We start from the raw sequence: 26994 nt of genomic DNA, 5'->3' as shown, positions 1-26994 counted from the left end.
CGAGCGCGCGGGGCGGTTCAGTCGGTGAGCGCCGCGCACAGGCGGGCGATGCCCTCGGCGCGGTCGCGCAGGTGCAGGCGGACCGCCGGGCGGCCCACCGAGCGCAGCGCGCGCAGGTCGCCGAACGCCTGCGCCAGCTGCAGCTCCCGCAGGCTGTACGGCCTGCCCGGCACCGGCACGTCCCGCGACGCCTCCCCGGTGATCTGCAGGAACACCCCGTTCTGCGGGCCGCCCTTGTGGTACTGGCCGGTGGTGTGCAGCAGCCGCGGCCCCCACCCGAACGTGACCGGCGCGGGGCTCTTGCGGATCGCGTCGCCCCGCGCGGCCAGCAGCCGCCGGAGATCGGCCGCCGCCGCGTCGCCCTCCCGGTCCAGGTACGCCATGACGGCGAGGTAGCCGCCGTCGGGCACCGTCTCCAGCAGGGTCTCCAGCACGCCCGCCAGGTCGGTGACGCCCCGCACCAGCTCCTCGGGGGCGTGCACCTCCACCTCGTCGCACACCAGCGCCGGAACCCGGCTGATCACCGTGGGCGCGGCGCCCTCCTCGGCGCGCAGCAGCGCCGCGGTGTTGCGCTCCGACGCCTGCACGTCCGGCTGGTCGAACGGGTTGACGCCCAGCACCCGGCACGCCACCGCCGTCGCGTACTGCCACAGCAGGAACTGCGCGCCCAGCGGGCCGGACACGCTCAGCGCGGTCTCCTCGCCGAACGGCCCGCGCGCCCGCGGGTCGTCCGGGCGGGTGCCCAGCACGACGCGCCGCACGTCGTCGGCGGGCTGGAACCCCGGCGCGTCCACGTCCTCGACCACCACCGGCAGCAGGCCCCGGCCGTCCTTGCCGGTCGACTCGGCGACCATGTGCTCGATCCAGCCGTCCAGGCCCGCCAGCCCGGACCCGTTGTCGGCGATCAGCAGCTTGTCCCGGCCGACCAGCCCCGCCGCGCCGAGCACCGCGCCGAGCGCCAGCGCCGGATTGTCGTACGGCTGGGCCAGCGCCGGGACCAGCGCCGCCGCGTCCTCCAGCAGCCCGGCCACGTCCGCGCCCGCCAGCGCCGGAGGCGCCAGCCCGAGCGCCGACAGCGCCGCGAAGCGCCCGCCGACGTCCCCGGGGGAGGGCAGCAGCCGGTACCCGGCCGCGCCCGCGGCCTCCGCCAGCGGCGACCCGGGATCGGTGACGACCACGAACCGCCGGGCCAGGTCGGCGCCGGTGATCCCGGCGGCCGCGAACGCGGCCTCGAACACCCGGCGCAGCGCGTCGGCCTCCACGTTCCCGCCGGACGGGTCGGCGACCACCACGAGCGTGCGGTGCAGGTCGCCGTCCAGCGCCCGGCCCACCTGCAGCGGGTCCGTGGTGTCCAGCGCGGTCAGGGGCACTCCAGACGCGCGGGCGATCACCTCGGGGGCCAGCGCGGCGCCCCCCACGCCCGCCAGCACCACCCGGTCCAGGCCCGCGTCGCGGGCGGCGCCCGCCAGCTCCGCCAGCCGCGACGGCAGCGGCCGCGACCGCTCGGGCAGCCGCAGCCACCCGAGCCGCCGCGACGCCTCCGCCGCCGCGTCCGGACCCCACAGGGTCGGCTGGCCCGAGGTCAGGGAGCGCGGCACGCCGTCGGAGACCAGGCGCGACAGGACCGTCTCGCTCTCGTCGACGACGGCGCCCCGGATGGTGACCGAGACACCGCCCGCGGTCACCACCGCGGTCATGGCCGATACCCCCCGTTCCGGCCGTCGAGGACGCGACCGCCGCTCCCCGCCGTCACGCGCCGCCCCCGCCGGCCGCGCCGTCCCTCGACCGCGCGGCCTCCAGCTCGCGGCCGATCGTGCCGAGCAGCTCGTTCCAGGACGTCTCGAACTTCTCCACGCCCTCGTCCTCGAGCACCCGCACCACGTCGTCGTAGTCCACGCCGACCGCCTTGAGCGCCTCCATGTGCGCGCGGGCGTCGTCGTAGGCGTTCTGCACGGTGTTGCCGGGCACCTCGGCGTGGTCGGCGACCGCCTCCAGCGTGGCCTCCGGCATCGTGTTCACCGTGCCCGGGGCGATCAGCTGGTCCACGTAGAGGGTGTCGGGGAGGGTCGGGTCCTTCACGCCGGTGGACGCCCACAGCGGACGCTGCGGACGGGCCCCGGCGGCCTTGAGGGCCTGCCACCGCTCGGAGGAGAACTTCTCCTCGTACAGCGCGTACGCCAGCCGCGCGTTGGCCACGCCCGACTTGCCGCGCAGCTTCGCCGCCTCCGCGGAGCCGATCTTGTCGAGCCGCTTGTCGATCTCGGTGTCGACCCGGCTGACGAAGAACGACGCCACCGACGCGATCTGCGACAGGTCCCGGCCGTTCGCCCGGGCCCGCTCCAGGCCCTCGAAGAACGCGTCGACGACCTGCCCGTACCGCTCCAGCGAGAAGATGAGGGTGACGTTGACGCTGATGCCCTCGGCCAGCGCCGCGGAGATCGCGGGCAGCCCCTCCACGGTGGCCGGGATCTTGATGAGCAGGTTGGGCCGGTCCACCATCCACCACAGCGCCCGCGCCTCGGCGATCGTCTTCTCCGTCTCGCGGGCCAGCCGCGGGTCGACCTCGATGGACACCCGGCCGTCCAGCCCCTCGGTGCGGTCGTGCACCGGGCGCAGCACGTCGCAGCCCCACCGGATGTCGTAGGTGGTGATCGCGCGGACGGCCTCCTCCACGTCCACGCCCCGCACCGCCAGGTCGCGGACCTGGTCGTCGTACGCCGAGCCCTTGCTCAGCGCCTTGGCGAAGATCGTGGGGTTGGAGGTCACCCCCGTCACGTTCTTCTCCCGGACCAGCTGCTCGAGGTTGCCGGTGCGCAGCCGCTCGCGGCTGATGTCGTCGAGCCAGATGGACACGCCTTCGGCGGTCAGCCGCCGCAACGTCTCACTCATTCGTTCCTCCTGCTCGGGGGTCGCGATCGGGGATACGGCGCTCAGTTGCCGGTGGTCTCACCGCGGCCGGCGCCCTCCGCGTGCGCCTTGATCAGGCTGGCCTTGGCGGCCGCCACCACCCGCTCGGCGGTCAGCCCGAACTGCTCGAACAGCGTCCTGTAGTCGGCCGACGCCCCGAAGTGCTCCAGGCTGACCGACTCGCCCGCGTCGCCGATGTAGTCGCGCCACCCGAGCGCCACCCCGGCCTCCACCGAGACCCGGGCCAGCACCGACGGCGGCAGCACCTGCTGCTTGTAGGCGTCGTCCTGCGCCTCGAACCACTCCACGCACGGCATCGACACCACGCGCGTCGGCGTGCCCTCGGCCTCCAGGATCTCCCGCGCCTCCAGCGCCAGCTGCACCTCGCTGCCCGTGGCGATGAGGATCACCTGGGGGCGGCCGCCGCCCGCCTCGGCCAGCACGTACCCGCCCTTGGCGACGCCCTCGGCCGACGCCAGCCCGTTGCCGCGCTCGAACGTCGGCACCTTCTGCCGGGTCAGGCACAGCCCGGCCGGGCGGTCGCCGTGCTCCAGGATCGTGCGCCAGGCCACCGCGGTCTCGTTGGCGTCGGCGGGACGCACCACGTCCAGCCCGGGGATGGCGCGCAGCGCCCACAGGTGCTCGACCGGCTGGTGCGTCGGGCCGTCCTCGCCCAGGCCGATCGAGTCGTGCGTCCACACGTACGTCACCGGCAGCTTCATCAGCGCCGCGAGCCGCACCGCGGGGCGCATGTAGTCGCTGAACACCAGGAACGTCCCGGCGTACGGGCGGGTGCCGCCGTGCAGCGCGATGCCGTTGCAGATCGCGCCCATCGCGTGCTCGCGCACGCCGAAGTGCAGGTTGCGGCCGTACCGGTGGCCGGAGAACTCCTTGGTCTGGAACTCCTCGGGAATGAAGGACGGCTCGCCCTTCATCATGGTGTTGTTGCTCTCGGCCAGGTCCGCCGACCCGCCCCACAGCTCCGGAAGCACCGGCGCCAGCGCGTTGAGCACCTGCCCGGACGCCGCGCGGGTGGCCAGGTCCTTGCCCGGCTCGAACTCCGGCAGCGCCTTGGTCCAGCCGTCGGGCAGGCGGCGCTCGGAGATGCGGTCGTACTCGGCGGCGCGCTCGGGGTCGGCCTCCCGCCACGCCTTGAACTTCTTGCTCCACTCGGCGTGCAGCGCGCGGCCCCGGTCGGCGACCTTGCGGGCGTGCGCCAGCACGTCGGCGGGCACGTCGAACGTCTTGTCGGGGTCCAGGCCGAGGATGCGCTTGGTCGCGGCCACCTCGTCGGCGCCCAGCGCCGCGCCGTGGATCTTGCCGGTGTTCTTCTTGTTCGGCGCGGGCCAGCCGATGATCGTGCGCAGCGCGATGATCGACGGCCGGTCCGTCTCGGCCCGCGCGGCCTCCAGCGCGGCGGCCAGGGCCTCGACGTCCTCGTGGTAGTCGCCGTCCGCGGTCCAGTCGACGCGGTGCACGTCCCAGCCGTAGGCGGCGTACCGGGCCAGCACGTCCTCCGACATCGCGATCGAGGTGTCGTCCTCGATCGAGATGTGGTTGTCGTCGTACAGGACGACCAGATTGCCGAGCTTCTGGTGCCCGGCCAGGGCGCTGGCCTCGTGGCTGATGCCCTCCTCGATGTCGCCGTCGGAGCAGAACGCCCAGATGGTGTGGTCGAACGGGGACGCGCCCGCCTCGGCGTCGGGGTCGAACAGGCCGCGCTCGCGGCGGGCCGCCATCGCCATGCCGACCGCGTTGGCGATGCCCTGCCCCAGCGGTCCGGTCGTGGTCTCCACGCCGGCGGTGTGCCCGTGCTCGGGGTGGCCGGGGGTGAGGCTGCCCCACTTGCGCAGCGCCTTCAGCTCGTCCAGCGTCAGCGGGTAGCCCGACAGGTAGAGCTGGATGTACAGGGTCAGGCTGGAGTGCCCGCAGGAGAGCACGAACCGGTCGCGGCCGGGCCACGAGGGGTCGGTGGGGTCGTGGCGCAGGAAGCGCTGGAAGAGGAGGTAGGCGGCGGGGGCGAGGCTCATCGCCGTGCCCGGGTGGCCGGAGCCCGCTTCCTCCACCGCGTCCATGGCGAGGGCGCGGATCACGTCCACGGCCCGCCGGTCCAGGTCGGACCACTCAAAGGTGCTGCTGTCCCCAGTCACGGAACGCCAGGCTCCTCTCGAACCACTGTCTCGATTTGTCGTGTGCGATAGGCGCATTGTCGTGTGCGATAGGCGCCGCTATCGCCCCGCCCCTGGGCAACGCGGCCCGGCCCGAGTGTTCTTCCCGCACGGTCCGGACCCGTCGCCGACCTGCGGTACGCACGTCGGCGGCGCGAACGCTCAGTCGTCCGCGGACGGCGTCCCGCCGCGACCGGTGAAGATCATGCTTCGCTGGTCCGAGCCTAGCGGACCGCCGTGCCGTCGCCGTTGACGTCCGTACAGGCGGCGGGGGCGTGCCGCCTTGTCGACCCTTGCCCGATCGCCTCCGGTCCTAACCCCCCGCCCGGGTGAACCGCCGGGGGACGCGGCCTCCCACGGACGCGCGGCGGCAGCCGCGGCGGCGCGTCCGGCGCCCCGGTGCGTGACCTCCGGAGGGGGCGGACTACAGTGATGGCGCGGTCGCTCCCAGCGGCCGCGGTCGTTTCACCGGGCCGAGGTGCGACCCAGAACGCGGGGGCGCCGCCGGGGTGGTACGCGAAATCACATGCCTAGCCGAACGTGGACCGATTGTGACGGTGCTCAGTAACAAGTACGCGGTCGATCTCGCGGACGAGATCCCGACCGAGACGCCCCCCGAGGCGCCCGCGGCGGCCCCGCGGATCACGGCCCGGCGGCGGCCGCTGCCCGAGCTGCTGCGGGCCTACGTGGCGCTGACCAAGCCCCGCGTCATCGAGCTGCTCCTGATCACCACCATACCGGTGATGTTCCTGGCCGCCGGGGGCGTGCCGCCGCTGGGCACCGTGCTGGCCACGCTGGCGTTCGGCACCCTGTCCGCCGGCGCCGCCAACGCGATCAACTGCTACATCGACCGCGACATCGACGCCAAGATGCGCCGCACCCGGCGCCGTCCGCTGGCCCGCGCGCAGGTGAGCCCCGCCGAGACGCTCGTCTTCGGCGTCGTCATGGCCGTGGCGTCCACGGTGGGCTTCGGGCTCGCCGTCAACGCGCTCGCGGCGGGGCTGTCGGCGTTCGCGATCCTCTTCTACGTCTTCGTCTACTCGATGCTGCTCAAGCGGCGCACCGCGCAGAACGTCGTCTGGGGCGGCATCGCCGGGTGCATGCCGGTGCTCATCGGCTGGGCCGCCATCACCGGCGACCTCGCCTGGACCCCGTTCGTGCTGTTCGGCGTCGTGTTCCTGTGGACGCCGCCGCACACGTGGACGCTCGCCATGCGCTACCGCGAGGACTACGCGGTCGCCAAGGTGCCCATGCTGCCCGTCGTGGCCGGCGAACGCCGGGTCGTGATCGAATCCCTCGTCTACACCTACGCCACGGTCGCGTGCTCGCTGCTGCTGTGGCCGGTGGCCGCCATGAGCCCGGTGTACGGCGCCGTGGCCGCCGTGCTCGGCGCGGTGTTCCTCGCGGAGGGGCACCGCCTGCTCAAGGCCGTCCGGGCCGGAGTGACGGGCGTGCACCTGCGTCCGATGCGCTTCTTCCACCTGTCCAACGTGTACCTGGCGCTGCTGTTCACGGCCGTCGCCGTCGACCCGCTGCTGCACTGACGATCCGCGGCCGGACGGCGCGCGCTTAGCGCTCGGTCCACCGGCCGGTTACGCTCGCGAGCATGGCACCCGTAGACCCCAAGGCGGTGCTCGAGGGACGGATCCCCGGGCGCCCGCCGATCGGCCTGATCGTCGGGCTCACCGCCACCTCGCTGTGCGCCTTGGTGGCGCTGGGCGCCACCGCCCTGTACGGCGGGGCCGGCTTCTGGAACGGGCTGATCCTGGCGGTGCTGCCGATCCCGCTGCTCATCGCGCTGATGCTCGGCCTGGACCGGCTGGAGCCCGAGCCGCCGCGCACGCTGGCGTTCTCGTTCATGTGGGGCGCGGGGGTCGCCGTCCTCGGGGCGCTGGTCCTCAACACCGTGGGCATGGTCTACGTCACGGTGCCGATCTTCGGCGAGGCCGAGGGGCACGTCGTCAGCGCCGTGGTCGGCGCCCCGGTGATCGAGGAGACCCTCAAGGGCGCGGTGCTGTTCGGCCTGCTGTGGTTCCGCCGCAACGAGATCGACGGCGTCGCCGACGGGCTCATCTACGCGGGCATGGTCGGCCTCGGGTTCGCGATGGTGGAGAACGTCACCTACTACATGCGCGCCTTCGAGGAGGGCGGCGCGCACCAGCTCGGCGCCGTCTTCGTGCTGCGCGGGGTCGTCTCGCCGCTGAGCCACCCGCTGTTCACCTCGATGACCGGCCTCGGCGTCGCCTACGCCGCCACGCACCGCCACGGCCGGCTGATCGTCCCGCTGCTGGGCCTGTTCGGGGCGATGCTGCTGCACGGGCTGTGGAACGGCGCCGCGACGTTCGGGCTGGGCGGCCTCGCCGTGGTCTACGTCCTCGACTTCTTCGTCCTGCTCGTCCTGATCGTCCTGGTGGCGGTGGAGCGGCACGGCACCGTCCGGCTCATCGAGCGGTACCTGCCGATGTACGCCGGCACCGGGCTGGTCACGCCGCAGGACGTGCAGATGCTGCGGTCCATGGCGTCCCGGCGGTACGCCCGGCGCTGGGCGCGGATGGTCGGCGGCGCCGGCGCGGCCCGCGCCATGGCCGACTACCAGCTCGCCGCCACCGAGATCGCGCTGCTGCACAAGCGCGTCGAACGCGGCGTCGCCGACCCGCAGTGGTTCACCGCGCGCCGCGACTCGCTGCTGCATCTGATGGCGCTGGCCCGGCAGGCGTTCCTGCGGACGCCGCCGCCGACCGCGCCGCCGTGGGGCCCCTCCGGCTTCGTGCCGCCGCACGGCCCCTACGGCCTCTGACGGGTTGCGGCGGGGGCGGATCGAGGTCGCCGGAAGCCGCCAATACGATGAGGACGTGTCCGATCGAGTGCTGTCCCCGCTGATCCGAGCCCGTGACGCCGTGTGGCGTCCCACCGCCGCGTCGCTGCGGCTGCTCGCCCTGCTCAGCGTGATCGGCAACGCGGTCATCATCGCCACCGGCGGCGCCGTACGGGTCACCGAGTCGGGTCTGGGCTGCCCGAAGTGGCCCAAGTGCACGGGCGACAGCCTCGTCCCCACGCACAGCCCCGAGCACCCGGCGGTCAACATGGCCATCGAGTTCGGCAACCGGATGGTGACCTTCCTGGTGCTGGGCATCGGCCTGCTGGTGTTCGTCGCCGCCCTGCGGCTGCGGCCCCGCCGCCGCGACCTGGTGCTGCTCGCCGCGGCCCAGCCGCTCAGCGTCGTCGCGCAGGCGATCATCGGCGGCATCGTGGTGCTCACCGAACTGCACCCGGCGTCGGTGTCGCTGCACTTCCTGCTGTCGCCCGCGCTGCTGGTCTTCTGCGTGGCGCTGTGGGTGCGCGCCGGGGAGGGGGACGCGCCGCCGCGCGCCCTGGTCGGCCCGTGGGTCCGCCGCCTGGCCTGGGCGCTGACCGTCGCCACCGGCGCCGTCCTGGTCGTCGGCACCGTCGTCACCGGCACCGGCCCGCACGCCGGCGACGCCGACTCCCGCCGCTTCGGCTTCAACATCGAGGACGTCACCCGGGTCCACAGCCTCCTCGCGTGGACCACCGTCGCCCTCACCGTCGCGCTCCTGGCCGCGCTCCACCGGACGGACGCGCCACCCGCCGTGCGCCGCCTGGCCCAGGCGCTGTTCGCCTTGGAGCTGGGACAGGGGCTGGTCGGCTACGTCCAGTACTTCCTGGGCGTCCCCGCGCCGCTGGTGGTGCTGCACATGATCGGCTCCGCTCTGATGTGGATCGTCGTCCTCCGGCTTCTCCTCGCCGTCCGCGACCGCGGCTCCCAGCCCGCTCCGGCGCCCGCTCCCGGCCCGACCGAGGCTCCGCAGCCCGCCTGACCCGTCGGCGGCGCCACGGCCCGGGGGCGGCCCGGCGTCCGGTCCCGGCCGGGGGCGCGCCACGGCGGCGTGTCGTCGCGGAACTCCGGTTCGGCGCGTGGACACCGGCGGGGCGGCGTCAGCGCTTGCGGAGGAAGGCGCGCAGGCGGTCGAGGGGCCAGGTGTTGATGACGTCGTCGGGGGTCAGCCAGCCGCGCTGGGCGGTGCCGACGGCGTAGCGGATGTTGCGGTGGTGGCCGACCGCGTGGGCGTCGGTGTCGATGGAGAACTTGACGCCGAAGCGCTTGGCGCGGCGGATCAGGTCGGCGGGCAGGTCCAGGCGGTCGGGGAAGGCGTCGATCTCCAGGGCCGTGCCGGTGCGGGCCGCCGCCGTGAAGACCTCGTCCCAGTCGGCGTCGACGGGCGGGCGCTTGCCGAGGAGGCGGGCGGTGGGATGGCCGATCACGTGGACGTGCGGGTTCTCGCACGCCCGGACGAGACGGCGGGTCATCGCGGCCCGGTCCTGGGTGAAGTGCGAGTGCACCGACGCCACGCAGACGTCGAACCCGGCGAGGAACCCGGCGTCCCAGTCGACGCCGCCGTCCGGGTCGATGTTCAGCTCCGTGCCGTGCAGCAGCGTCAGCCGGGGGTGGCGCTCCTGCAGGGCGCGGATCGCCGCGCGCTGCGCCAGCGCCTTCTCGTCGGTCATGCGCTGCATGAACAGGTCGGGCGCGTGGTCGGTGACGGCGTAGTACTCCAGGCCGCGCCGCTCGGCCGCGGCGACCATGTCCTCCAGCGACGCGGTGCCGTCGGTCAGGTCGGTGTGGCTGTGCAGGTCGCCGCGCAGGTCCTCGACGGCGACCAGCCGGGGCAGCTCGCCGGCCAGGGCGGCTTCGATCTCGCCGCCGTCCTCGCGCAGCGGGGGAGGGATCCACGGCAGGCCGAGGCGGTGGTAGACCTCCTCCTCGGTCTCCGAGACGATGAGCTCGCCGGTGTCGGCGTCGAACAGCCCGTACTCCGACAGCTTCAGCCCGGCGCGCACGGCGATCTCCCGGGTGCGGATGTTGTGCGCCTGCGAGCCGGTGAAGTACTGCAGCGCGGCGCCCCACGACTCGGGCGGGACGACCCGCAGGTCGACCTGCAGGCCCTTGGCGGTGCGCACGGACGTCTTCTTCTCGCCGCGGGCGATGACCTCGGTGACGTACGGCAGCGCGGTGAACGCCTCCATCAGCGGGCCCGGGTCGCGGGAGGCGGCCAGGACGTCGACGTCCCCGATCGTCTCGCGCATGCGGCGCAGCGACCCGGCGTAGGCGCAGCGGGTGCACCCGGTGACCTGCGCCAGCCGCCCGACGACCTCCTCGGCCAGCTCGGCGGCCACGTCGATGAGGACCCGCTCGCCCGCCTGCCGCATCAGCTCGATGCCGCGCAGGATGTTCTCCTCGGTCTTGGCGCCGAAGCCCTTCAGGTCGCGCAGCCGCCCCTGGCGGATCGCCTCGGCCAGCTCGGGCACGGAGGAGACGCCGAGCGCCTCGTACAGGGCCATGGCCTTCTTGGGGCCGAGCGTGGGGATCGAGGTCAGGGCCCGCACGCCCGCCGGGATCTGCGCGCGCAGCTCCTCGACCTGCCGGATGGTGCCGGTGGCCAGGTAGTCGAGCAGCTTCTTGGCGATCGCGTCCCCGACCGCGGGGATCTTCTTCAGCCCGGCCAGGTCGAGCCCGGAGATGTCCTCGGGGTAGCCCGCGATCGCCCGCGCCGCCTTCTCGTAGGCCCGGATCTTGTACGCGTCGCCCCCGGTGATCGACAGCAGGTCCGCCAGCTCCTGGACGAGGTCGGCGGCCTCGTCGTTCGCCCGTGCCATACGGGCAGTCTAGGAGCCGGGTCCGACGGTCCGCGGCGCGGGCGCGGGCGGCGCCGCGGGCTCAGCGGATCGGCGCGACCGGACCGTCGGGACGCTCGTGGCGGGCCCGCACGACCTCCTCGACGATCTCGCCGACCCGCTCGGCGGACAGGGCGCGGAAGCCGTCGTCGGTGGCGACCGCGATGGAGGGGTAGATGCGCCGGGACCGGTCGGGGCCCCCGGTGGCGGCGTCCTCGTCGGCGGCGTCGTAGAGGGCGTGGACGCACACCGCGGCGGCGTCCCGCTCGTCCAGCCCGGGCCGGTAGAGCTTCTTCAGCGCGCCGCGGGCGGCGGGGGAGCCCGACCCCTCGGCGTGGAAGTCGCGCGCCTCCTGCGGGGAGCCGGTGATGTCGTAGGTGTAGATGCGGCCGCGGCCCTCGTCGGGGTCGTATCCGGCGAACAGCGGCACCACCGCCAGGCCCTGCATGGCCTGGGCGAGGTTGGCCCGCACGACGGCGCCGAGGCGGCGGGCCTTGCCCGCCAGCGACAGCCGCGACATCTCCATCTTCTCGTAGTGCTCCAGCTCGACCTGGAACAGCCGCACCATCTCCATCGCGAGGCCGACGGTGCCCGCGAACGCCACGATCGAGTACTCGTCGGCCCGCTGCACCTTCTCGAGCTCGCGGTAGGCGATCTCGTTGGCGCGGGTGGCGCGGCGGTCGCCGGCCATCATGACGCCGTCGGCGTAGGTCAGCGCCAGCACGGTGGTGCCGTGCGGCAGGTCGAGCGGCGCGCCGCCGTCGCGTCCCAGGCGGTTGACGGGCAGCAGATCGGGGGAGTGGGCGCGCAGGAAGTCGACGAACGACGCCGTCCCCGCCTCGAAGAACTCGGGCGGCAGTCCCTGGTCGTCTGCGCGGCCGATCAACGGCGGCTCCTTTCGGTTCGTCCTGCGGATGATCCTTTCACGCGCCGGCGCCGCGTCGCCACCGCGGCGGCGGCTCAGGCGGACGGCTCCTCCTGGCCGCGGGTCGCGCCGACGCAGGCGATGATCACGCACCCGATCGCCGCCCACTGGCGGGCCGACAGCACCTCGCCCAGCAGCGCCACGCCGATCAGGGCGGCCACGGCCGGCTCCAGGCTCATGAGGACGCCGAACACCCGCGCGGGCATGCGCCGCAGCGCCTCGAGCTCGAGGCTGTAGGGGATGACCGACGACAGCAGGCCCACGCCGAACCCGAACAGCAGCAGCTGCGGGTCGATCAGCGTCCCGCCGCCCGAGGCGACCCCGAGCGGCATGATCGCCGCGGTGCCGACCACGCTGGCGGCGGCGAGGCCGGTGGAGCCGGGGAAGCGCCGCCCGGTCGCCGCGCTCAGCAGGATGTAGCCCGCCCAGCACACCCCGGCCACCAGGGCGAACGCGATGCCGACGGGGTCCATGTCGCCGCCGCGCGACAGCATCAGCACGCCCGTGAATGCCAGCACGGCCCACACGGCGTCGCGGGGCCGCCGCGAGCCCAGGATGGCCACGGCCAGCGGCCCCAGGAACTCGATGGTCACCGCGACGCCCAGCGGGATGCGGGCGAACGACTGGTAGATGGAGAAGTTCATCAGCGCCAGCGTCAGCCCGAACCCGGTCACCACGGCCAGGTCGCGCCCGGACCGGCCGCGCAGCGCGGCCCGCAGCGCCCCGCGCGTGACGAACGCCAGCACCACCGCCGAGGTGCACAGCCGCAGCGCGACCACCGCGGAGGGCGGCAGCCGGTCGAACATGTGCTTGGCCAGCCCGGCGCCCACCTGCACCGACAGGATGCCGAGCAGGATCAGCGCGGGCGGCGGCACGGCCCCCAGGGACAGCGGCCGCGCGCGTCCGGCGAACCCGCCGGGACGTCCGTACGAGCCGGGTGCCTCAGCGAGCGCCACGCGTCACTCCCACTTGAAGAACCGGGCGGCGAGGACCAGCCCCGCGGCCGCCCACACCGCCAGGACCAGCAGCGGGCCGCCGGGCAGCGCCGCGCCGTCGCGCAGGACGTCGCGCAGCCCCTCGGCCAGCGCGGAGATCGGCAGCAGCCCCAGCGCGTCCCGCAGCCCCGACGGGAAGGAGTCCAGCGGGAACACCACGCCGCCCACCGCCAGCAGCAGCACGTAGACGAGGTTGGCCGCGGCGAGCGTGGCCTCGGCGCGCAGCGTCCCGGCCATGAGCAGGCCGAAGCCGCTGAACGCGGCGGTGCCGAGCAGCACCAGCGCCAGCACCGACAGCGGGTCGCCGTGCGGACGCCAGCCCATGGCCGCCGCGACCGCGCAGATGACCGCCGCCTGCACCACCTCCACCGCGATCACCGTGAGGGTCTTGGCGGCGATCAGGCCGGAGCGCGGCAGCGGCGTGGCGCCCAACCGTTTGAGGACGCCGTAGCGCCGTTCGAACCCGGTGCCGATGGCCTGGCCGGTGAACGCGGTGGACATCACCGCCAGGGCCAGGATCCCGGGCGCCAGGAAGTCCACGCGCGGGCCGGGCCCGAGGTCCAGCAGGGACGTGCCGCCGAACAGCGCCAGCAGCACCACCGGGATGACCAGCGTGAGCAGCAGCTGCTCGCCGTTGCGCAGCAGGGTGCGCAGCTCGTAGCCGGTCTGGGCGAGAATCATGCGCGGGAGGGGCGCGGCGCCCGGCGCCGGGGCGAAGTCGAGGGCGCCCTGCCGCGCGGGCTCGCGGGCGGCCGAGGTCATGACCGCAGCTCCCGTCCGGTCAGCTCCAAGAAGACGTCCTCCAGGGTGCGGCGCTCGATGCGCAGGTCCTCGGTCAGGACCCCGTGGGAGGCGCACCAGGCGGTGACGGTGGCCAGCAGCTCCGGCTCGACCTCGCCCTCCACCAGGTAGTGCCCGGCCGGGGACTCCTTGGCGGCGCTGCCCGGCGGCAGGGCCGACAGCAGCTCCTCCAGGTCCAGGCCGGGACGGGCGCGGAAGCGCAGCTGCCGCTCGGCGCCGGTCAGCTCGGCCGGGCGGCCCTCGGCCACCACGCTGCCGCGGTCGACGATGACGACGTGGTCGGCGAGGCGTTCGGCCTCGTCCATGTAGTGCGTGGTCAGCACGATCGACACCCCGGCGGCGCGCAGCTGCTCGACCAGCTCCCAGGTGGCGTGCCGGGCCTGCGGGTCCAGGCCGGCGGTGGGTTCGTCCAGGAACACCAGCTCGGGGCGTCCCACGATGGCCGCCGCCAGCGACAGGCGCTGCCGCTGCCCGCCCGACAGGCGGCGCACCGGCGTGCGGGCGTGCGCCGTCAGGCCGAGCCGGTCGAGCAGGGCGGCCGGGTCCAGGGGGCGGGCGTGGAACGAGGCGACCAGGCGCAGGAACTCGCCCGCGCGGGCCGTGCCGGGGACGCCGCCGGTCTGCGGCATCACCCCGACGCGCGGCTTGAGGGCGCGCGCGTCGGCGACCGGGTCGAGGCCGAGCACGCGGACGGTCCCCCCGTCGGCGCGGCGGAACCCCTCGCAGATCTCGATCGTGGTGGTCTTGCCGGCGCCGTTGGGGCCGAGCAGCGCGGTGACGGCTCCCCGTGCGGCCCGCAGCGACAGGCCGTCCACGGCGGTGGTCCGGCCGTAGCGCTTGACCAGGCCGTCCAGCTCGACCGCGTTGCCGTTGCCTCCGGGGGGTGCCATGGAGTCGAGTCTAGGTCCGGGCGCGGACGGCTCGGCGACCGGTGCCCCCCATATGCGAGCCATGCCGGAACCCGCCCGCCGCGCCCCTGACCAGGGGGAGGGCTGTCAAAGGTCAGGCTTCGGTCAATAAACTGCCTGCTCACGTGCAAGTTCGCGTTGGGGGGAAGTTATGGCGCTGTCGCCGTCAGAGCGACGCATCCTGGACGAGCTCGCCGAGCGGACCGCCGCCGAGGACCCGGACTACGCCCGGCGGCTGGCGACCTTCGGCCGCCACGAGCCGAGCGCGCCCGGCGGGCCTTCGTGGCGGGTGCCCGTGCCGGCGGTGGCGGCGGGCGCCCTGCTCGCGGTGGGCTTCGCGGTGGCCGCCGTCGCCGCCGCGAACCTCGACGGGATCGGCGGCCGCCGGCGCGGTCGGCACCGCCGTCGCTGATCCGGACACCCGACTGATCCAGACACCCGACTGATCCGGACACCCGATTGATACGCCTTCTGAAACGCCTTCGCCGAATGTGATTTTCCGAGGCGCGGGATGAACGCCCGCGCGGCGGCGCGCGCCCTCCCGGAGATCGACTTAGGTAAGGCTTACCTGCGTGACCGATGACATCGGGATCGGGTTGGTCGGCGGGAAGGAATTAGGGCACACTGATGTTGTGAAAAACGTGAGCGAGGGATCGACGAGGACGCTGGCCGCCGCCGCGCGGTCCGGTGTGCCGTCGCCGGGCCCCGCCGCGGCACCGGGTGAGCGGCACGGCGCCGCCGAACGCGACACCCGTGCCCGCGTGGCGCGGCTCATCCTCGAACACGGCCCGATCACCGCCTCCGCGCTGGGCGAACGGGTCGGGCTGACGCCCGCCGCCGTCCGGCGGCACCTGGACGCGCTGCTCGCTGAGGGGATGATCGAGGTTCGCCGGGCGCGGCCGCAGGCGCGCCGCGGGCGCGGCCGCCCGGCCAAATGGTTCGCCATCACCGACGCCGGGCGCAGCGCGTTCGTGCACGCCTACGACGACCTGGCGACCGCGGCCCTGCGGTTCCTGGCCGAGAAGAACGGCGAGCGCGCGGTCGCCGAGTTCGCCCGGCGGCAGATCGCCGACCTGGAGCGGCGCTACCACCCGGTCGTGCAGGCGGCCCCGCCCCACCAGCGGGTCCGGAAGCTGGCCGAGGCGCTGTCGGGGGACGGGTACGCGGCCGCCGCGGCCGAGGCGCCCCGTCCCGGCGGCGGCGAGCAGCTGTGCCAGCACCACTGCCCCGTCGCGCATGTGGCGGCGGAGTTCCCGCAGCTGTGCGAGGCCGAGACCGAGGCGTTCAGCCGGCTGCTGGGCACGCCCGTCCAGCGCCTGGCGACCATCGCCCACGGCGACGGCATCTGCACGACCCACGTGAGCCCCCGGTCCCTGTGCGAGGGGGCCGGCACGTCGCAGGCGCCGCCGGCCGAGCGGCCGGAGGGCGCGCCCGCGGGGCGCTCCGGGGACGCGGCGGCGGACGCGGGGAGCGGCTCCCCGAAGTGAATATGACCAGTGACGAGGAGTCCGGGAGGACCTCCCTATGACGACGGCAGCCCACCCCGAACTAGAGGGGCTCGATCGGTACAAGTTCGGTTGGGCCGACCCCGACACGGCCGGCGCGTCGGCGCGCCGCGGCCTGAACGAGGAGGTCGTGCGCGACATCTCGGCCAAGAAGGGCGAGCCCGACTGGATGCTGGACCTTCGCCTCAAGGGGCTGCGGCTGTTCTCCAAGAAGCCGATGCCCACCTGGGGCTCGGACCTGTCCGAGATCGACTTCGACAACATCAAGTACTTCGTCCGCTCCACCGAGAAGCAGGCGACGAGCTGGGACGAGCTCCCGGCCGACATCAAGAACACCTACGACAAGCTGGGCATCCCCGAGGCCGAGAAGCAGCGGCTGATCGCCGGCGTGGCCGCCCAGTACGAGTCCGAGGTGGTCTACCACAAGATCCGCGAGGACCTGGAGCAGAAGGGCGTCATCTTCCTGGACACCGACACCGGGCTGCGCGAGCACCCGGAGATCTTCCAGGAGTACTTCGGCTCGGTGATCCCCGCGGGCGACAACAAGTTCGCCGCGCTCAACACCGCGGTGTGGTCGGGCGGCTCGTTCATCTACGTCCCGCCGGGCGTGCACGTGGAGATCCCGCTGCAGGCCTACTTCCGGATCAACACCGAGAACATGGGCCAGTTCGAGCGGACCCTCATCATCGTCGACGAGGGCGCCTACGTGCACTACGTCGAGGGCTGCACCGCGCCGATCTACAAGTCGGACTCGCTGCACTCCGCGGTCGTGGAGATCATCGTCAAGAAGGACGCCCGCTGCCGCTACACGACCATCCAGAACTGGTCGAACAACGTCTACAACCTGGTGACCAAGCGCGCCGTCGCCTACGAGGGCGCCACCATGGAGTGGATCGACGGCAACATCGGCTCCAAGGTCACCATGAAGTACCCGGCGGTGTACCTGCTGGGCGAGCACGCCAAGGGCGAGACGCTGTCGATCGCGTTCGCGGGCGAGGGCCAGCACCAGGACGCGGGCGCCAAGATGGTGCACGCCGCGCCCAACACCTCGTCCACCATCGTGTCCAAGTCGGTGGCGCGCGGCGGCGGCCGCACCTCCTACCGGGGCCTGGTGCAGATCCAGGAGGGCGCCCAGCACAGCAAGTCCACCGTCAAGTGCGACGCGCTGCTGGTCGACCAGATCAGCCGGTCCGACACCTACCCGTACGTGGACGTGCGCGAGGACGACGTGGAGATGGGCCACGAGGCCACCGTCTCCAAGGTGTCGGAGGACCAGCTGTTCTACCTGATGAGCCGGGGCCTGAGCGAGGACGAGGCCATGGCGATGATCGTGCGCGGGTTCGTCGAGCCGATCGCGCGCGAGCTGCCCATGGAGTACGCGCTGGAGCTGAACCGGCTGATCGAGCTGCAGATGGAAGGGGCGGTGGGCTGATGGGCCTGCAGACCGGCACCCCGGTGTCGAGCCTGCACGCGAGGTCGTCCTACAAGGTCGGCGACTTCGAGGTGCCCACCGGGCGCGAGGAGGAGTGGCGCTTCACGCCGCTGCGCCGCCTGCGCGGCCTGCACAACGGCACCGCCGCCGAGGGCGGCAAGGTCGTGGTGGAGGTCGACGCCGCGCCCGAGGTGACGGTGGAGACCGTCGGCCGCGACGACGAGCGCGTCGGCAGCGCGTACGTCCCGGCCGACCGGGTGAGCGCGCAGGCGTGGGAGTCGTTCGACCGCGCCACCGTGGTCACCGTGCCGAAGGAGGCCGTCGCGTCCGCGCCGACCGTGCTGCGGCTGCGCGGCGAGGACGCCTCCGGCGCCGCCTACGGCCACACCACCGTCGTGGTCGAGCCGTTCGCCGTGGCCACCGTGGTGCTCAGCCACCGCGGCTCGGCCACCTACGCCGACAACGTCGAGTTCATCGTGGGCGACGGCGCGTCCCTGTCGGTGATCAGCCTGCAGGAATGGGACGACGACAGCGTCCACGTGTCGCACCAGCACGCCCGGCTCGGCCGCGACGCCCGCTTCACCGGGCACAACGTGTCGCTGGGCGGCGACCTGGTGCGGATCTCCCCGTCGGTCGTCTACACCGGCCCCGGCGGCGACGCCGAGCTGTACGGGGTGTACTTCGCCGACGGCGGCCAGCACCTGGAGCACCGGCTGCTGGTCGACCACGCCGTGCCGCATTGCCGCAGCCGCGTCGACTACCGCGGCGCGCTGCAGGACCAGGACGCGCACGCGGTGTGGATCGGCGACGTCCTCATCCGCGCGGAGGCCGAGGGCACCGACACCTACGAGCTGAACCGCAACCTGGTGCTGACCGACGGGACGCGGGTCGACTCGGTGCCCAACCTGGAGATCCTCACCGGCGAGGTGGTGGGCGCCGGGCACGCCTCGACGTCCGGGCGGTTGGACGACGAGCATCTGTTCTACCTGCAGTCCCGCGGCGTTCCGCGGGACGAGGCGCGCCGCATGGTGGTGCGCGGGTTCCTCGGCCAGCTGATCGACAAGATCGAGGTTGCCGAGGTGCGGGACAAGGTGGCCGAGGCGATCGAGGCCGAACTGGAGCAGGAGGCGCACGAGTAATGCCGTCTACCCCGAAGCCCGAAGGGCAGGCCCCCGAGGGGCGTTTCGTCAAGGTCTGCCCGCTCGCCGACATCCCCGTCGACGGAGTGCTCGGCGTGGAGGTCGACGACACCCCGGTGGCGCTGGTGCGCAGCGGCGACGAGGTGTTCGCGGTCAACGACATCTGCTCGCACGCCGAGGTGTCGCTGTCGGAGGGCGAGGTGTACGACGGCACGATCGAGTGCTGGCTGCACGGCTCGTGCTTCGACCTGCGCACCGGCAAGCCCACCAACCCGCCCGCCACCCAGCCGATCGCCACCTACCGGGTGAAGGTGCAGGACGGCGACGTCTACGTCTCCCTGGACGGAGGCGACGAGTAGACGGCCGACGGCCGTCCCCGAGACCGCTCCGGATACGACAGAGAGTTCACAAGAGATATGGCCACCCTAGAGATCCGCGACCTGCACGTCTCCGTCGGCCAGGGCGCCGACGGGGCCAAGGAGATCCTGCGCGGGGTCGACCTGACGGTGCGGTCCGGCGAGACCCACGCGATCATGGGGCCGAACGGCTCCGGCAAGTCCACCCTCGCCTACGCCATCGCCGGCCACCCCAAGTACGAGGTGACCGCGGGCAGCGTCACGCTGGACGGCGAGGACGTCCTGGCGATGAGCGTCGACGAGCGCGCCCGCGCCGGGCTGTTCCTGGCGATGCAGTACCCGGTCGAGGTGCCGGGCGTGTCGGTGTCCAACTTCCTGCGCTCGGCGGTCACCGCGGTGCGCGGCGAGGCGCCCAAGCTGCGCGAGTTCTCCAAGGAGATGCGGCAGGCGATGCAGAACCTGTCCATCGACCCCGCGTTCGCCCAGCGCAGCCTCAACGAGGGCTTCTCCGGCGGCGAGAAGAAGCGCCACGAGATCCTGCAGCTGGAGATGCTCCAGCCCAAGATCGCGGTGCTGGACGAGACCGACTCCGGCCTGGACGTCGACGCCCTCAAGGTCGTCTCCGAGGGCATCAACCGGTTCGGCTCGAGCGGCGACGCCGGCGTGCTGCTGATCACGCACTACACGCGCATCCTGCGGTACGTGAAGCCGGACTTCGTGCACGTGTTCGCCGACGGCCGGATCGTCGAGGCGGGCGGTCCCGAGCTGGCCGAGGTCCTGGAGAACGAGGGCTACGAGAAGTACACGAAGGCGGGCGCGTCGCTATGACCCTGCTGCCCGAGGAGATCAAGAAGGACTTCCCGCTGCTGGCACGCACCGTGCGGGGCGGGCGGCCGCTGGTCTACCTCGATTCCGGGGCCACCTCCCAGAAGCCGGTCGCGGTGCTGGAGGCCGAGCGCGAGTTCTACGAGCGCCACAACGCCGCCCCGCACCGCGGCGCGCACCTGCTGGCCGAGGAGTCCACCGAGCGGTACGAGGCGGCGCGCGCCACGATCGCCTCGTTCATCGGCGCGGAGCCCGGCGAGGTCGTGTTCACCAAGAACGCCACCGAGGCGCTCAATCTGGTGGCGTACGCGATGAGCAACGCGGCCACCGCCGGCCCCGAGGCCGAGCGGTTCCGCGTGGGGCCGGGCGACGAGATCGTCGTCAGCGAGATGGAGCACCACGCCAACCTGGTGCCGTGGCAGCAGCTGTGCCGGCGCACCGGGGCCACGCTGCGCTGGTTCGGGCTGACCGACGACGGCCGGCTCGACCTGGACGACCTGGACTCCCTGGTCAACGAACGCACCAAGCTGGTCGCGCTGACGCATCAGTCCAACGTGCTGGGCACCGTCCCGCCGGTCCGGCGGATCGCCGAGCGCGCCCGCCAGGTCGGCGCGCTGCTCGTCCTGGACGCCGCCCAGTCGGTGCCCCACCAGCCGGTGGACGTGTCCCGGCTGGGCGCCGACTTCCTGGCCTTCTCCGGGCACAAGATGCTCGGCCCGACCGGCATCGGCGTGCTGTGGGGCCGCCGCGAGCTGCTGGAGGCCATGCCGCCGTTCCTCACCGGCGGGTCGATGATCGAGGTGGTCCGGATGGAGGGGTCCACGTTCGCCCCGCCGCCGCAGCGGTTCGAGGCCGGCGTGCCGATGACCGCGCAGGCCGTCGGCCTGGCCGCGGCCTGCGACTACCTCACCGAGATCGGCATGGACCGCGTGCGCGCCCACGAGGAGGCGCTGGTCGCGTACGCGCTGGAGCGGCTCGGCGAGATCCCCGGCGTGCGCATCGTCGGTCCGACCACCACCGAGGCGCGCGGCGGCGCGGTGTCGTTCACCGTGGACGACATCCACCCGCACGACGTGGGGCAGATGCTGGACGAGCTCGGCGTCGCGGTCCGCGTCGGCCACCACTGCGCCTGGCCCATCTGCCGCCGGTACGGCATCCCCGCGACCACCCGGGCGACCTTCTACCTGTACAACACCCTCGCGGACGTGGACTCCCTGACCGACGGGGTGCGCAAGGCGCAGGAGTTCTTCGGAAGACCCTGATGCCCGCGCGGGTTGTACCCCAGGCGGGACGTCTCCGGCGCGCCGCCCGGCGGGGGCGTCCCTTCGGAAGGAAAGGAAGCCATGCAGCTTGAGGCGATGTACCAGGAGGTCATCCTGGACCACTACCGCAACCCGCACAACAAGGGGTTGCGGGAGCCGTACGAGGGGGAGGCGCACCATGTCAACCCCACCTGCGGCGACGAGGTGACGCTGCGGGTGCATCTGGAAGGCGACGGCCCGGACGCGCGCATCGCCGACGTCTCGTACGACGCCTTGGGCTGCTCCATCAGCCAGGCCAGCGCCTCGGTGATGACCGACCTGGTGATCGGCCGGTCGGTCAAGGAGGCGATGGCCGTCGGCGACGAGTTCCTGGCCCTCATGCAGTCGCGCGGCCAGGGCGAGCCGGACGAGGACGTGCTGGAGGACGCGGTGGCGTTCGCCGGGGTGTCCCGGTACCCGGCCCGCGTCAAGTGCGCCCTGCTCGCCTGGATGGCGTGGAAGGACGCGACCGCCCGAGCTCTCGGAGAGGCATCATGAGCGACAACCCCGCCGCCGACACCCCGCCGGCGGCCGACACCGCGCAGGCCGGTGGGACGGGCGTCACCGAGGAGGAGATCCTCGAGGCGCTCAAGGACGTGGTCGACCCCGAGCTGGGCATCAACGTGGTGGACCTCGGCCTGGTCTACGGCGTGCACCTGGCCGAGGACGGCGTCACCCTGGACATGACGCTGACCAGCGCGGCCTGTCCGCTCACCGACGTCATCGAGGACCAGGCCGCCAGCGCGCTGGAGGGCGTGGTCAAGGACGTGCGGATCAACTGGGTCTGGCTGCCGCCGTGGGGTCCCGACAAGATCACTGAAGAGGGCCGCGAGCAGCTGCGCGCCCTCGGCTTCAACGTCTGACCCCGGCCCCGCCGGCGCGGCGGCCGCGTCCGGGGGTGCGGCGCGAGCGGCCCTGGAAGGCGTTTACCGTGGGGACGTGCGCAACGACGTGTTCCCTGACACGGACTCCCGATACGTCGCCCGCAGGGCCGCCTCGTTCGGCCGCCGCGCCGCCGACTACGCCAGGGAGCGGCCCGACTATCCCGACGCGGCCGTGCGCTGGGCGCTGGAGCCGGTCGCGTCCCGCACCCCGCCGCGGGTGCTCGACCTGGGCGCGGGCACGGGCAAGCTGACCGAGGTGCTGCTGCGCACCGGCGTCCCCGCCGAGGCGATCACCGCCGTGGAACCGGACCCCGACATGCTCGCCGAGCTGCGGCGGCGCGTGCCGGGGGTGCGGGCCGAGGCGGGCAGCGCCGAGGAGATCCCGCTGGACGACGGCGCCGTGGACGCCGTCCTGGTCGGCCAGGCGCTGCACTGGTTCGACATGGACCGGGCGCTGCCGCAGATCGTGCGGGTCCTCGCGCCGGGCGGCGTCCTGGCGGCCCTGTGGAACCTCGACGACGACCGCGTGCCGTGGGTGGCCGGGCTCAAGCGCGCGGCCCGCAGCCGCGTCTCGTTCGAGAACTGGCGCTCCAAGATCGCGCTCCCGTCGGTTCCGCCGTTCGGCCCGGAGCTGCGGCGGGAGTTCCCCCACGCGCAGCGCCGCACGGCCGCGTCGATGGTCGCCACCATCGCCACGCACTCGCACGTGCTGGTCCTCGACGACGCCGAACGCGCGGCGCTGCTCGCCCGTGTCCGCGACTACCTGGACGCCACGCCGGAGACGGCCGACGGCGAGTTCGACCTGCCCATCGTCACCATCGCGCTCCGCGCCGTCCGCTCGTAGCCGCGGCGCCGCCCCCGTCGGCGGCCTCGCCGTCCTTCGGGCGCGCCGGCCACAGCGTGTGCGAGATCGGCCACAGCGACCAGACCGCCCAGACGAACGTCAGCCGCATCGTCCAGCCGACCAGGGCACGGGTGCGCTCGGCGTCGCCCACCATCGCGACCATCGCCAGCAGCGCCCCGCAGCCGATGGCCCAGGCGATCGTCGCCTTGCCGAACTCGCGCCATTCGTAGCGGGTGCGCGCAGGGGCGTAGCGGGGCTTGGCCTTGGGCGGCGGCCCGCCCGCGAAGCGGTGCGCGAACCGCTCGTCGGCCCACCGCACCCAGCCGTGCCCGAACGCCACCGAGTAGCCGAGGTAGGCCGCCGCGAGCCCGTGGGAGAACCCGGCGGTCGCGCCGCCGCGCAGCTCGACCACGGTCGCGGCCAGTAGCACCACGTCCAGCAGCGGCAGGCACACCAGCAGCACGGTGCTGACGCGGCGCCACCGCAGCAGGTAGCGGGTCGCCAGTCCGGCCGCCAGCAGCGCCCAGAATCCGATCTCGCAGCCGATGATGATCGCCAGGAGCATGGTGTCCCCACCCGTTCCGCGGCCCGTCCCTCGCCGGGCACCCCCTCAATGATCAGGAGCGCGGCGGGGCGGGATCCTCGGCGGCGAGGACGAAACCGGGGGTCCTCCGAACGATGTACGCGGCCCCTCATCCGGGCGGAGAAGGCATCCGCCCGAGGGTGCTGAGATGGGAACGTGCAGATCGCTCGTCCAACCGCCGTCCGCCGTCTCCCCGCGACGCGGCGGGACAGCCTGATCGCCGTCGCGGCGCTCGCCGGGGGACTGCTGCTGCTGAGCGTGCACGGCTACGCGCGGTGGAGCCCTGATTGGGACCCCGGCCTCGGCCGGCGGCTGCTGCCGCTGCTCGGCGTGTGCGCGGTGCTGCCGTTCCGCCGGACCGCCCCGCTCCCGGCGCTGGCGTGGGCCACCCCGTGCATGGTCCTCGACGTGGTCATGGGCGTCAGCTTCGCCGTCGCCTACATCTACGGCGACGCGCTGTACGCCGCGTCCGTGTACGGGCGGCGCCGCCGCTGCGCGGAGTGGCTGCTGGCGGCGACGGCGGCGGCGACGCTGCTGGCGGCCGGCCTGGTCGGCGCCGTCCAGCGCAGGTTCGACGACGTCGTCATCGCCGGCGCCGTGGCGGGCCTGGCCTGGGTGGGGCCGGTGCTGAGCGGCATGGTCGTGCGCGAGCACCGGGAGAAGGCCGAGGCGCAGCGGCGGCACGCCGAGCAGCTGGCGCGGCTGGCCGAGCTGGACCGCCGCGCCGCCGTGGCCGCCGAACGCGCGCGCATGGCCCGCGAGCTGCACGACGTGATCGCCAATCACCTCAGCGCGGTGGCCCTGCACTCCTCGGCCGTGCTGACGATGTCCGACCTGGACCGGGCCGAGGTGCGGCGGGCCATGGAGGTGATCCGCGACAACAGCGTGCGGGGGCTGTCCGAGATGCGGCGGATGATCTGGCTGCTGCGCGACGACCGCGGCGACGCCGCCGACCCGGCCGTGACGCCCCGCCTGGCCGACCTGGACGACCTGGTCGCGCGGTCGACCCGTGCGGACCTGGACGCCCGGCTGACGGTGACCGGCCGGGCGCGCGACCTGCCCGGCGCCGTGGAGCTTGCCGCCTACCGCATCGTCCAGGAAGCGCTGACCAACGCGCTCAAGCACGCCGGATCCGGCCGCGTGGACGTGCTGCTGGAGCACCGGGACGACGGCGTCGCGGTCACGGTGCGCAGTCCGCTCGGGCCGGGCGCGCCCCGCCTGCCCGGGGCAGGCAGCGGCCTGGTGGGGATGCGGGAGCGCGCGGCCGTGCTGGGCGGGACGTTCGCCGCGGGGCCCGAAGACGGCGCGTGGGTGGTGCGCGCCGAGCTGCCGGCCGCCGAGACCCCCGCCGGAGGCGCGGCCATCGTTCCGCGGACGGGCCGGGTCGAGGAGGGAGCCGCGTGATCAGGGTGCTGGTGGCCGACGACCAGGCGGCCGTGCGGGCCGGGCTGGTGCTCATCCTGCGCGCCGCCCGCGGCATCGAGGTGGTGGGCGAGGCCGCCGACGGCGAGCAGGCCGTGGCGCTGACCCGGGAACTGCGCCCGGACGTGGTGCTCATGGACGTGCGCATGCCGCGCCTGGACGGCGTGTCGGCCGCCCGGGAGATCTCCGGGGTCGCCGACGTGCTGGTGCTGACCACCTTCGACCTGGACGAGTACGTGTTCGGCGCGCTGCGGGCGGGGGCGGCCGGCTTCCTGCTCAAGGACGTCGACGCCGACCGGCTGGTGGACGCGGTGCGCACCGTCGCCGCGGGGGAGGGGGTGATCGCGCCGCGGGTGACCCGGCGGCTGATCGACGCCTTCGCCGCGCGGCGCCCCGACCCTTCGGCCCGGCTCGGCCCGAAGGCGCCGGCCGCGCTGACGCCGCGGGAACGGCAGGTGCTGGCCTGCCTCGGCGAGGGCCTGACGAACGCGCAGATCGCCGAGCGGCTCGCCATGGCCGAGACCACCGCCAAGACGCACGTCAGCCGCATCCTGAACAAGCTGGGGCTGCGCAGCCGGGTCCAGGCGGCGATCCTCGCGCAGGAGGCGGCCGCTGACGGTTCCTTCCCGGCGGAGGACTCGGCGCCGCCTCAGGCGCGCTGAGCGCTCACGGCCCCTCGGCGCGGCCCGGGGCAGGGCGACGTGCGGCGGACCGCCCGGGACGGGCGGCTCACAGCGACCGGCCGCCGAACGTCGCCGACAGGGCGTAGGTCGCCCCGGCCAGCGCGGCCAGCCAGGCGTACGGGACGATGTCGGCGCCGCGCAGCCCCTGCACGATCACCGCGGCGACGACGGCTCCGGTCAGCACGTCCCCGGTCAGGGCGGCCGCGCGGGTGTGGGAGCGGGCCCGGTGCCCGGTCCCGAAGCCCTCGCTGCCCGGCAGGGCGGGTTCGAACCGCCGGTATCCGAGCAGCAGGGCGTACCCCGCCAGCACTCCGAGGGCGATCAGACCGGTGCCGCCCCGCCCGTCGGCGGCGAGCACCGCCGCGACCACCACTCCGGCGGCCAGGGCCAGTCCGGGTACGGCCCAGCGGCTGAGGCGACGGCGTTCGGGCGCGATCCACATGCAGGCCATCTTCCCCGATCCGCGCGCTGATCAGGAGGTAACGCGCCGAGCGGGCCTCATCGGCGCCGGGGCGATCGCGGTGCGCCGCGGCGCGTTCTGTACGCGGCGCGATTCCGACCGAACGGCTCGACGACGCCGGCCGCCGAGCCGGGTGCGACTCGCCGACCGGTCCGGAGGCCGGCCGCCGTCCCCTGCGGAGCGCGGCGGGGGCGGAGACGGCGGCCGACCCGCTCTTCACTCTTCTCGCATGCGGTCCTCTCCTAGGGCGCCGCTCCGGGCCGCTGCGGCGTCACACCGAGTCGGGCGTCAGCTCCGGCGGCCGGACGAGGCGGAACTCGGCCCCGAACGGGTCCCTGACATGCGCCATGCGGCCGTACGGCGAGATCCACGGGTCGCCCTCGACCGTGCCGCCCGACGCCCGGGCGGTGCGCAGCGCCCAGTCCAGGTCCTCGATCTGCAGATAGCTCAGCCAGGACGACGTCGCGCCGTCGGGGTCGCCGTGGATGCCGCCGATCTCGTGGCCGTCCGGGCGGCGCAGCAGCGTGTAGTCCTCATCCCCGGCGACGGGCTCGGTGGTGTAGTCGAACAGGTTCCGGTAGAACTCGCGGGCCTCGTCGGCGTCGCCGGTCACCAGCTCGTTCCACACCAGCGCGCCGGGCTCGTTCACCAGCCGGGCGCCGATGTGGGTGCGGGCCTGCCACAGCCCGAGCGGGGCGCCCACCGCGTCGGTGACGACCGCCATCCGCCCCAGGTCCATGACGTCCACCGGCTGGTGGAGCATGCCGCCGCCCGCGTCGACGGCGCGCTTGACCGCGTTGTCGCAGTCGTCGGTGGCGAAGTAGACGGTCCACCGGGGCGCGGCGGCGTCCCCGTCGGAGACTCTCATGATGCCGGCGACGGGTTCGCCGCGCAGCAGGCAGACGCGGTAGGCGCCGGACTCGGATCCCTGCTCCCGGAACTCCCATCCCAGGACGCCGCCGTAGAAGCGTTCGGCGGCCTCCAGGTCCGGGACGCGGAGGTCCAGCCAGGTCGGCGTGCCTTCGGGTTGGGCGGTCGTGACGTGGCTCATCGAGCTCCCCCCTCATGCGCTCGGAGTCCCACGCCGCATCGCCCGTTCCTCTCATCCTGGACCATTCCCGGTCACGGCGCACGGGGTGGAAAAGGGTTCGGAATCCGGTCGCCC

26 protein-coding genes are annotated in these 26994 nt (G+C 73.7%); 15 read left to right on the top strand and 11 right to left on the bottom strand.

The genetic code is table 11. The features are described 5' to 3' along the window. Window positions 1-17: 17 nt before the first annotated feature. From AR3_RS03655 to tkt, 3 genes are read right to left on the bottom strand one after another with little or no spacing between them, the layout of a single operon-like run. Window positions 18-1697 (bottom strand): glucose-6-phosphate isomerase, encoded by a 1680-nt coding sequence (locus tag AR3_RS03655; RefSeq protein ID WP_067908316.1) that lies wholly within the window; start codon window positions 1695-1697, stop codon window positions 18-20. A 52-nt stretch (window positions 1698-1749) separates the two neighbouring features. Beyond that, complete coding sequence (tal, locus tag AR3_RS03650) at window positions 1750-2889, bottom strand: transaldolase (protein WP_067908313.1); 1140 nt, start codon at window positions 2887-2889, stop codon at window positions 1750-1752. Window positions 2890-2930: 41 nt separating this feature from the next. Further along, window positions 2931-5057, bottom strand: a complete 2127-nt coding sequence (gene tkt / locus AR3_RS03645; protein WP_067908310.1) for a transketolase — start codon at window positions 5055-5057, stop codon at window positions 2931-2933. Between the two features lie 569 nt (window positions 5058-5626). On the opposite strand from tkt, the gene AR3_RS03640 reads away from it, so the two are divergent. The 3 genes from AR3_RS03640 (at window position 5627) to AR3_RS03630 (ending at window position 8911) form a co-directional block, all read left to right on the top strand. Further along, entirely contained in the window at window positions 5627-6619 is a 993-nt protein-coding gene (locus tag AR3_RS03640; RefSeq protein WP_174545418.1) for a heme o synthase, read from the top strand. A 62-nt stretch (window positions 6620-6681) separates the two neighbouring features. Beyond that, entirely contained in the window at window positions 6682-7872 is a 1191-nt protein-coding gene (locus AR3_RS03635) for a PrsW family intramembrane metalloprotease (RefSeq protein ID WP_067908307.1), read from the top strand. Window positions 7873-7927: 55 nt separating this feature from the next. Then, window positions 7928-8911, top strand: a complete 984-nt coding sequence (locus AR3_RS03630) for a COX15/CtaA family protein (protein WP_067908474.1) — start codon at window positions 7928-7930, stop codon at window positions 8909-8911. A 118-nt stretch (window positions 8912-9029) separates the two neighbouring features. Here the strand turns inward: AR3_RS03630 and polX are convergent, their stop codons facing one another. The 5 genes from polX to AR3_RS03605 all read right to left on the bottom strand — a co-directional run bounded on the left by polX (window position 9030) and on the right by AR3_RS03605 (window position 14377). After that, a complete protein-coding gene (polX, locus tag AR3_RS03625) occupies window positions 9030-10748 on the bottom strand; it encodes a DNA polymerase/3'-5' exonuclease PolX (RefSeq protein ID WP_067908303.1) in 1719 nt (572 codons plus the stop codon). A gap of 61 nt (window positions 10749-10809) precedes the next feature. Beyond that, the gene (gene prcB, locus AR3_RS03620) at window positions 10810-11652 is read right to left on the bottom strand and encodes a proteasome subunit beta (RefSeq protein WP_067908300.1); all 843 of its coding nucleotides are present in this window, start codon (window positions 11650-11652) and stop codon (window positions 10810-10812) included. 74 nt (window positions 11653-11726) lie between these two features. After that, complete coding sequence (locus tag AR3_RS03615; protein WP_067908296.1) at window positions 11727-12647, bottom strand: EamA family transporter; 921 nt, start codon at window positions 12645-12647, stop codon at window positions 11727-11729. 3 nt (window positions 12648-12650) lie between these two features. Then, on the bottom strand, window positions 12651-13448 hold the full coding sequence (locus AR3_RS03610; protein ID WP_067908293.1) for an ABC transporter permease: 798 nt from the start codon (window positions 13446-13448) through the stop codon (window positions 12651-12653). After that, complete coding sequence (locus AR3_RS03605) at window positions 13445-14377, bottom strand: ABC transporter ATP-binding protein (RefSeq protein ID WP_067908290.1); 933 nt, start codon at window positions 14375-14377, stop codon at window positions 13445-13447. Before AR3_RS03605 ends, AR3_RS03610 begins: the two co-directional genes overlap by 4 nt. 169 nt (window positions 14378-14546) lie before the next feature. On the opposite strand from AR3_RS03605, the gene AR3_RS03600 reads away from it, so the two are divergent. The 10 genes from AR3_RS03600 to AR3_RS03555 all read left to right on the top strand — a co-directional run bounded on the left by AR3_RS03600 (window position 14547) and on the right by AR3_RS03555 (window position 22681). Continuing rightward, window positions 14547-14807 carry a DUF3040 domain-containing protein gene (locus tag AR3_RS03600; RefSeq protein WP_067908288.1) on the top strand — a complete coding sequence of 87 codons (261 nt, stop codon included), beginning with the start codon at window positions 14547-14549 and terminating at the stop codon, window positions 14805-14807. Window positions 14808-15036: 229 nt separating this feature from the next. Continuing rightward, a complete protein-coding gene (locus tag AR3_RS03595; RefSeq protein WP_390097859.1) occupies window positions 15037-15882 on the top strand; it encodes a helix-turn-helix transcriptional regulator in 846 nt (281 codons plus the stop codon). 37 nt (window positions 15883-15919) lie between these two features. Further along, window positions 15920-17332 (top strand): Fe-S cluster assembly protein SufB, encoded by a 1413-nt coding sequence (gene sufB, locus AR3_RS03590; RefSeq protein WP_067908286.1) that lies wholly within the window; start codon window positions 15920-15922, stop codon window positions 17330-17332. After that, window positions 17332-18471 (top strand): Fe-S cluster assembly protein SufD, encoded by a 1140-nt coding sequence (gene sufD, locus AR3_RS03585; RefSeq protein ID WP_067908283.1) that lies wholly within the window; start codon window positions 17332-17334, stop codon window positions 18469-18471. Before sufB ends, sufD begins: the two co-directional genes overlap by 1 nt. Then, complete coding sequence (locus tag AR3_RS03580; RefSeq protein WP_067908280.1) at window positions 18471-18830, top strand: non-heme iron oxygenase ferredoxin subunit; 360 nt, start codon at window positions 18471-18473, stop codon at window positions 18828-18830. Before sufD ends, AR3_RS03580 begins: the two co-directional genes overlap by 1 nt. A gap of 57 nt (window positions 18831-18887) precedes the next feature. After that, window positions 18888-19655, top strand: coding sequence for a Fe-S cluster assembly ATPase SufC (gene sufC / locus AR3_RS03575; protein WP_067908277.1), 768 nt, complete (start codon window positions 18888-18890; stop codon window positions 19653-19655). After that, window positions 19652-20914 carry a cysteine desulfurase gene (locus AR3_RS03570; protein ID WP_067908273.1) on the top strand — a complete coding sequence of 421 codons (1263 nt, stop codon included), beginning with the start codon at window positions 19652-19654 and terminating at the stop codon, window positions 20912-20914. Before sufC ends, AR3_RS03570 begins: the two co-directional genes overlap by 4 nt. Before the next feature lie 81 nt (window positions 20915-20995). Beyond that, window positions 20996-21451, top strand: coding sequence for a Fe-S cluster assembly sulfur transfer protein SufU (sufU, locus tag AR3_RS03565; protein ID WP_067908270.1), 456 nt, complete (start codon window positions 20996-20998; stop codon window positions 21449-21451). Beyond that, window positions 21448-21816 (top strand): metal-sulfur cluster assembly factor, encoded by a 369-nt coding sequence (locus tag AR3_RS03560; protein ID WP_083950899.1) that lies wholly within the window; start codon window positions 21448-21450, stop codon window positions 21814-21816. The genes sufU and AR3_RS03560 overlap by 4 nt, the downstream gene beginning before the upstream one ends. 76 nt (window positions 21817-21892) lie before the next feature. Further along, entirely contained in the window at window positions 21893-22681 is a 789-nt protein-coding gene (locus tag AR3_RS03555) for a class I SAM-dependent methyltransferase (RefSeq protein WP_227023155.1), read from the top strand. On the opposite strand, the gene AR3_RS03550 is transcribed toward AR3_RS03555, so the two are convergent. Continuing rightward, entirely contained in the window at window positions 22650-23246 is a 597-nt protein-coding gene (locus AR3_RS03550; protein WP_067908267.1) for a hypothetical protein, read from the bottom strand. The genes AR3_RS03555 and AR3_RS03550 overlap by 32 nt on opposite strands. A 174-nt stretch (window positions 23247-23420) precedes the next feature. On the opposite strand from AR3_RS03550, the gene AR3_RS03545 reads away from it, so the two are divergent. Beyond that, window positions 23421-24668: a sensor histidine kinase gene (locus tag AR3_RS03545; RefSeq protein ID WP_227023156.1), complete on the top strand. Its 1248-nt coding sequence runs from the start codon at window positions 23421-23423 to the stop codon at window positions 24666-24668. Then, window positions 24665-25348, top strand: a complete 684-nt coding sequence (locus tag AR3_RS03540) for a response regulator (RefSeq protein ID WP_067908264.1) — start codon at window positions 24665-24667, stop codon at window positions 25346-25348. The genes AR3_RS03545 and AR3_RS03540 overlap by 4 nt, the downstream gene beginning before the upstream one ends. Before the next feature lie 67 nt (window positions 25349-25415). On the opposite strand, the gene AR3_RS03535 is transcribed toward AR3_RS03540, so the two are convergent. Together AR3_RS03535 and AR3_RS03530 are read right to left on the bottom strand one after the other, a co-directional pair. Continuing rightward, a complete protein-coding gene (locus tag AR3_RS03535) occupies window positions 25416-25811 on the bottom strand; it encodes an ABC transporter permease (RefSeq protein WP_067908462.1) in 396 nt (131 codons plus the stop codon). A 289-nt stretch (window positions 25812-26100) separates the two neighbouring features. Then, window positions 26101-26880 carry a VOC family protein gene (locus AR3_RS03530; RefSeq protein ID WP_067908261.1) on the bottom strand — a complete coding sequence of 260 codons (780 nt, stop codon included), beginning with the start codon at window positions 26878-26880 and terminating at the stop codon, window positions 26101-26103. Window positions 26881-26994: the final 114 nt, after the last annotated feature.

It is taken from the genome of Actinomadura rubrobrunea NBRC 15275 (assembly GCF_001552235.1).
GTDB classification, from domain to species: domain Bacteria; phylum Actinomycetota; class Actinomycetes; order Streptosporangiales; family Streptosporangiaceae; genus Spirillospora; species Spirillospora viridilutea.
Note: the sequence above shows the minus strand (reverse complement) of the source record. Positions and strands in the feature narration are given on the sequence as shown.